Below are 4,603 nucleotides of genomic sequence, written 5' to 3' on the forward strand. Positions count from 1 at the left end.
TGGCATTCAGGGTTCTGCCCATGACGACAGACCTGAGCAGACTGACAACAGGGACAATGAATGTTAACGCTGGCCATAAAGAATATCAAAAGCTCATATTATACATCTAATCCAACTTACTGGTGGCATCACCGAATTCTCTTTCTTCGTTTTGTAAGAAGAACGCCGAAAAACAGGAGCTGCGATGTACATCATTTCAAGCAAAAACATGCTGAAAAAAGCCCAGTCAGAGGGATATGCAGTCCCCGCTTTCAATATTCATAACCTTGAAACATTGCAGGTTGTCGCTGAGAGCGCCGCACAACTTCGCTCTCCCGTTATATTGGCGGGAACACCTAGTACTTATAGTTATGGCGGCGTGGGAAGTTTAATTTCGTTAGTACAATCTCTAGCTCATGAGTACCGCCTGCCATTAGTCCTACATCTCGACCACCATGAAGATAGCGATGACATTTTTAATAAAGTACGCGCAGGAATTCGCTCAGTCATGATTGATGGTTCTCATCTGCCGTTTGAAGAAAATATCGCGCGAGTGAAAGAAGTCACTACGTTTTGCCACAGCTTTGATGTCAGCGTCGAGGCTGAACTAGGCCGCCTTGGCGGACAGGAGGATGATTTGTTGGTGGATGAAAAAGATTCTGCTTATACATCACCTGTTGCAGCCGCAGAGTTTGTGCAACGTACACAAATTGACTCCCTGGCAGTAGCAATAGGCACAGCACATGGCTTGTACACGAATGAACCACGTCTAGACTTTGCCCGGCTGGAACAAATTCGTCAGTTAGTGGATGTTCCGTTGGTGTTGCATGGCGCTTCGGGATTATCGGAACAGGACATTCAGCATTGTATCCGCAGCGGTATCTGCAAAGTGAATGTTGCGACAGAACTGAAAATTGCTTTTGCCAATGCGTTAAAAGGATATTTCTACAACAATCCGGCGGCAAATGATCCTCGCCATTATATGCAGCCAGCAAAAGCCGCCATGAAGGAAGTCGTTACGCGTATTATCGGCGTCTGCGGCAGTGAAGGAAAAATTTAATACGTTGTACCCTACAAAAAACAATGAGGACTAAAGAGGGAGAGAACCAGTTCTCTGCTAATGGCTATTTATATTCGGAGTAATTATATGAAATCTGTGGTAATAAATTCTGGTGGTAATATTTGCATTGAAGAAAAAACAGTACCTCAGATCACATCTGTTGATGATGTGCTGGTAAAAGTCTGCTGTTCTGGGTTATGTGGCTCAGATATTCCTCGGATCTTTCATAATGGTGCTCATTTTTACCCTATTATTCTTGGACATGAATTTAGTGGTATCGTACAGGAAACAGGCTCTTCTGTTAAAGACTTGAAACAGGGCGACCTCGTTTCCTGTATCCCACTCAAGCCTTGTTTTAATTGTCCTGAATGTGAAAGACAATTATGGTCCCAGTGCAAAAACTATCAGTTTATTGGTTCCAGATGTTATGGTGGTAACAGTGAATATACTGTCGTTCCGCGAAATAACCTATTCCTGTTACCTGAAGGTATCACTCCAACCGAAGGCGCATTTTTTGAGCCGGTAACAGTTGGGCTGCATGCAATGAAGCTGGCTGGAGGAGTTGAAGGTAAAGAAGTTATAATTATTGGAGCCGGTACTATTGGACTATTGGCGATGCAGTGTGCCGCAGCGCTAGGCGCGAAGTCAGTAACCGCGATTGATATAAATCCAGAGCGACTTGAACTAGCGAAAAAAATCGGTGCCACATATACATACAATAGCGCAGAAATGTCTGCTGAGATGATTGACAAGGCTCTAAATACACGTCGTTTCTCACAACTGATTCTGGAAACTGCAGGTAATTCGGCGGCAGTTCAATTGGCTATTCATATCGCGGGGCCCCAAGCTCAAATTGCTCTTGTTGGCACTCTCCATAATGACCTGAAGCTTCCCGAAAAAATATTTGGTTTTATTCTGCGTAAGGAACTCCGTATACTTGGCAGTTGGATGAACTATTCTGGTGAGTGGCCTGGTAAAGAGTGGGAACTTGCTACAAAGCTTTTCTTGGATGGAAAAATTGACCTTACTTCAATGATTGCTGTACAGGGAAATATTGATACTTATGTTGATGCTGTGAAGACGCTTAATGGGAATCCAATGAACGGAAAGATAATGCTTGACTTTACAATTTGAAATTGGTGTATCTAAAAGGGAGAGAAAATAGTGTTCGTAACAAGCTCACCCATTAAGGACTTGGGTAGTTAAGTTATCAAAAATCAGCTGCCCAATGAAATGGTGTGCCGCTCCACTTAAGTAAATTGCATTAAGAAGAGGGGGATAGTGAAGGCATGTATTAATAACCTACTGATAAAATTCCCCCTGAAACGCACAAATGGTATGAGATGCCGGCCGCTAAAAGGGTGACGCCTCCAATTAGTAGAATATGTATTTTTCAATAAAAACGCTCCTATGACTTTTTCGTGAAGCTCACCAGAACGTGAAAAGCAGAGTGTTTTGCAGGCCAGCACGCCTGTATAGTATGCGTACCAGAGCCTGCGCTGCCGGGCTTTACTGCCAACGAAGCTCCATTACTCATAAGGTTCGCAGATAAGCGCCACATCAGCATGTGCAACGGGTGAAGACGTTATTCGCTCTGGCGAGAGTTTTTTAAGTTCTGATGACGGTGTTAACGCCAGTTTTCAATGTTCTGGCGGTATTGTGAACCCCGGCACCATTGAACCGAAATGATTCATCCGACAGCGAAATATCGTCGGCATCCACGTCCTTTAGGCGTGGATAATGTCAAAAATGTTATACTAAAAATTAATTTCAAATATCATGGATAAAGTATTAATTCAAAAAGTTGGTTCAAATAAAGGCTTTGAAGAAACATTATGGGATGCAGCAAACCAGCTTCGTGGCAACATAAAATATTCCGAATACAAGCTTGTTGTATTAAGTCTTGTATTTTTAAAACTAATTAGCGATGAGTTTGAAGTACAACGCCAGAAAATGATTACCGCCGGTTTGGATGATTTCCTTGATCTGACCGTTTTCTACCAGCAAGACAATATCTTCTGGTTACCTAAAACCAAAATCTTTTGGCTGCCTGAAAAAGCCCGATGGGGGTTTATTCGGCAACATGCAAAGCGGGATGATATCACCGCGCGTATAGATTCAGCTCTTTCGACTATTGAAAAATGTAACCCGTCCCTGAAAGGGGGACTACCAAACAACTACTTCAGTCGCCAGAACCTCGAGCCCCAAAAAATGACGTCACTGATTGACGCTATCGATAACATCGAACCATTCGAGCATGAAACAGACGTTGAATCGCTGTCGAAAGAAGACTTTTTCGGACGTTTTTATGAATACCTTCTCGGCAGGTTTGCTGCAACTGAAGGCAAAGGCGGGAGGGAGTTCTATACGCCAAAATGCGTGGTAACCCTGTTAACGAAAATGCTCGAACCCTTCCAAGGCAAAATTTATGATCCGTGCTGTGGTTCGGCGGGGATGTTAGTACAGTCGGTTAAGTTTGCCGAGAATCATCAGGAGAAAAGCCAAGATATCTCGCTGTACGGACAGGAACTGAATGACATAACGTATAAACTGGCAAAAATGAATCTCGCCATTCGCGGTCTTTCAGCGAACCTCGGCAAACGCCCAGCAGACACCTTCTTTAGCGACCAGCACCCAGAACTAAAAGCCGACTATATTCTGGCTAACCCGCCCTTCAACCAGAAAGACTGGCGTAACGAATCAGAATTAATTAAAGATCCTCGATTTGATGGTTATCGAATACCGCCTGTCAGTAACGCTAACTACGCTTGGATTCTGCACATGCTTTCTAGACTGTCAGCTAATGGCGTAGCAGGTTTTGTGCTGGCAAACGCGTCGATGAGTTCTAACAACAGTGGCGAAGGTGAAATCCGCGCTCAACTTATCGAGAATGATGTTATCGACTGTATGATAGCCCTCCCCGGTTGGTTGTTTTACACCACACAGATGTCGGTATGTTTATGGTTGATAACGAAATCGAAGGCTGCAGATGAGACTAGAGGTTACCGGTCTCGTCACGGTGAGACACTGTTTATTGATGCGCGTCATCTCGGCACCATGATTCGCCACACAACGAAAGAGTTAGCACCGGAAGATATTGCTACCATCGCCGATACCTACCATGCCTGGCGCAGCTCTCCGAAAGCATTGACAGCACGGATAGCGCGTGGTGATAGTAAATTGGCCAAATATAAAGACCAGACAGGTTTCTGCAAAGTTGCGACCCTACGGGAAATCAGAGATAACGGCTACGACCTAACACCGAGACACTATGTTGTGAAAAATTTGTCTCAGATGTTGTTTGACAGCGTGGCCGTTGAGAAAAAGACGCTGAAAGCATTGTCTGAACAACTGCAGCAGATAAAAGATAGCGTGGCCGTTGAGAAAAAGATGCTGAAAGTATTGTCTGAACAACTGCAGCAGACAAAAGATGGCGTGGCCGTTGAGAAAAAAATGCTGAAAGTATTGTCTGAACAACTGCAGCAGACAAAAGATGGCGTGGCCGTTGAGAAAAAAATGCTGAAAGTATTGTCTGAACAACTGCAGCAGACAAAAGATGGCGTG

The 4,603-nt window shown here is 44.1% G+C and carries 4 protein-coding genes and 1 pseudogene; 3 read left to right on the forward strand and 2 right to left on the reverse strand.

Annotated elements, in window-relative coordinates:
- On the reverse strand, positions 1–77 hold a 77-nt coding region (locus tag ACJHX3_RS24305), incomplete at its 3' end, for an IS1 family transposase (protein WP_410236226.1).
- Between the two features lie 107 nt (positions 78–184).
- On the opposite strand from ACJHX3_RS24305, the gene ACJHX3_RS24310 reads away from it, so the two are divergent.
- On the forward strand, positions 185–1,039 hold the full coding sequence (locus ACJHX3_RS24310; RefSeq protein WP_000275529.1) for a tagatose bisphosphate family class II aldolase: 855 nt from the start codon (positions 185–187) through the stop codon (positions 1,037–1,039).
- Positions 1,040–1,126: 87 nt separating this feature from the next.
- Positions 1,127–2,173: a zinc-binding dehydrogenase gene (locus tag ACJHX3_RS24315; protein ID WP_016247927.1), complete on the forward strand. Its 1,047-nt coding sequence runs from the start codon at positions 1,127–1,129 to the stop codon at positions 2,171–2,173.
- Between the two features lie 240 nt (positions 2,174–2,413).
- On the opposite strand, the pseudogene ACJHX3_RS24320 reads toward ACJHX3_RS24315, so the two are convergent.
- Positions 2,414–2,719, reverse strand: a pseudogene (locus ACJHX3_RS24320) (IS1 family transposase); the annotation flags it as partial.
- A 99-nt stretch (positions 2,720–2,818) separates the two neighbouring features.
- Here ACJHX3_RS24320 and ACJHX3_RS24325 point away from each other — a divergent pair.
- On the forward strand, positions 2,819–4,603 hold a 1,785-nt coding region (locus tag ACJHX3_RS24325; protein ID WP_410236225.1), incomplete at its 3' end, for an N-6 DNA methylase.

This window comes from Escherichia sp. WS1265 (assembly GCF_046487585.1).
Taxonomy (GTDB): Bacteria; Pseudomonadota; Gammaproteobacteria; order Enterobacterales; family Enterobacteriaceae; genus Escherichia; species Escherichia coli.

What these genes read in the sequence shown, in the direction of transcription:
- ACJHX3_RS24310 (WP_000275529.1), top strand. Translation starts at nt 185, where the DNA reads ATGTACATCATTTCAAGCAAAAACATGCTGAAAAAAGCCCAGTCAGAG.
- ACJHX3_RS24315 (WP_016247927.1), top strand. Translation starts at nt 1,127, where the DNA reads ATGAAATCTGTGGTAATAAATTCTGGTGGTAATATTTGCATTGAAGAA.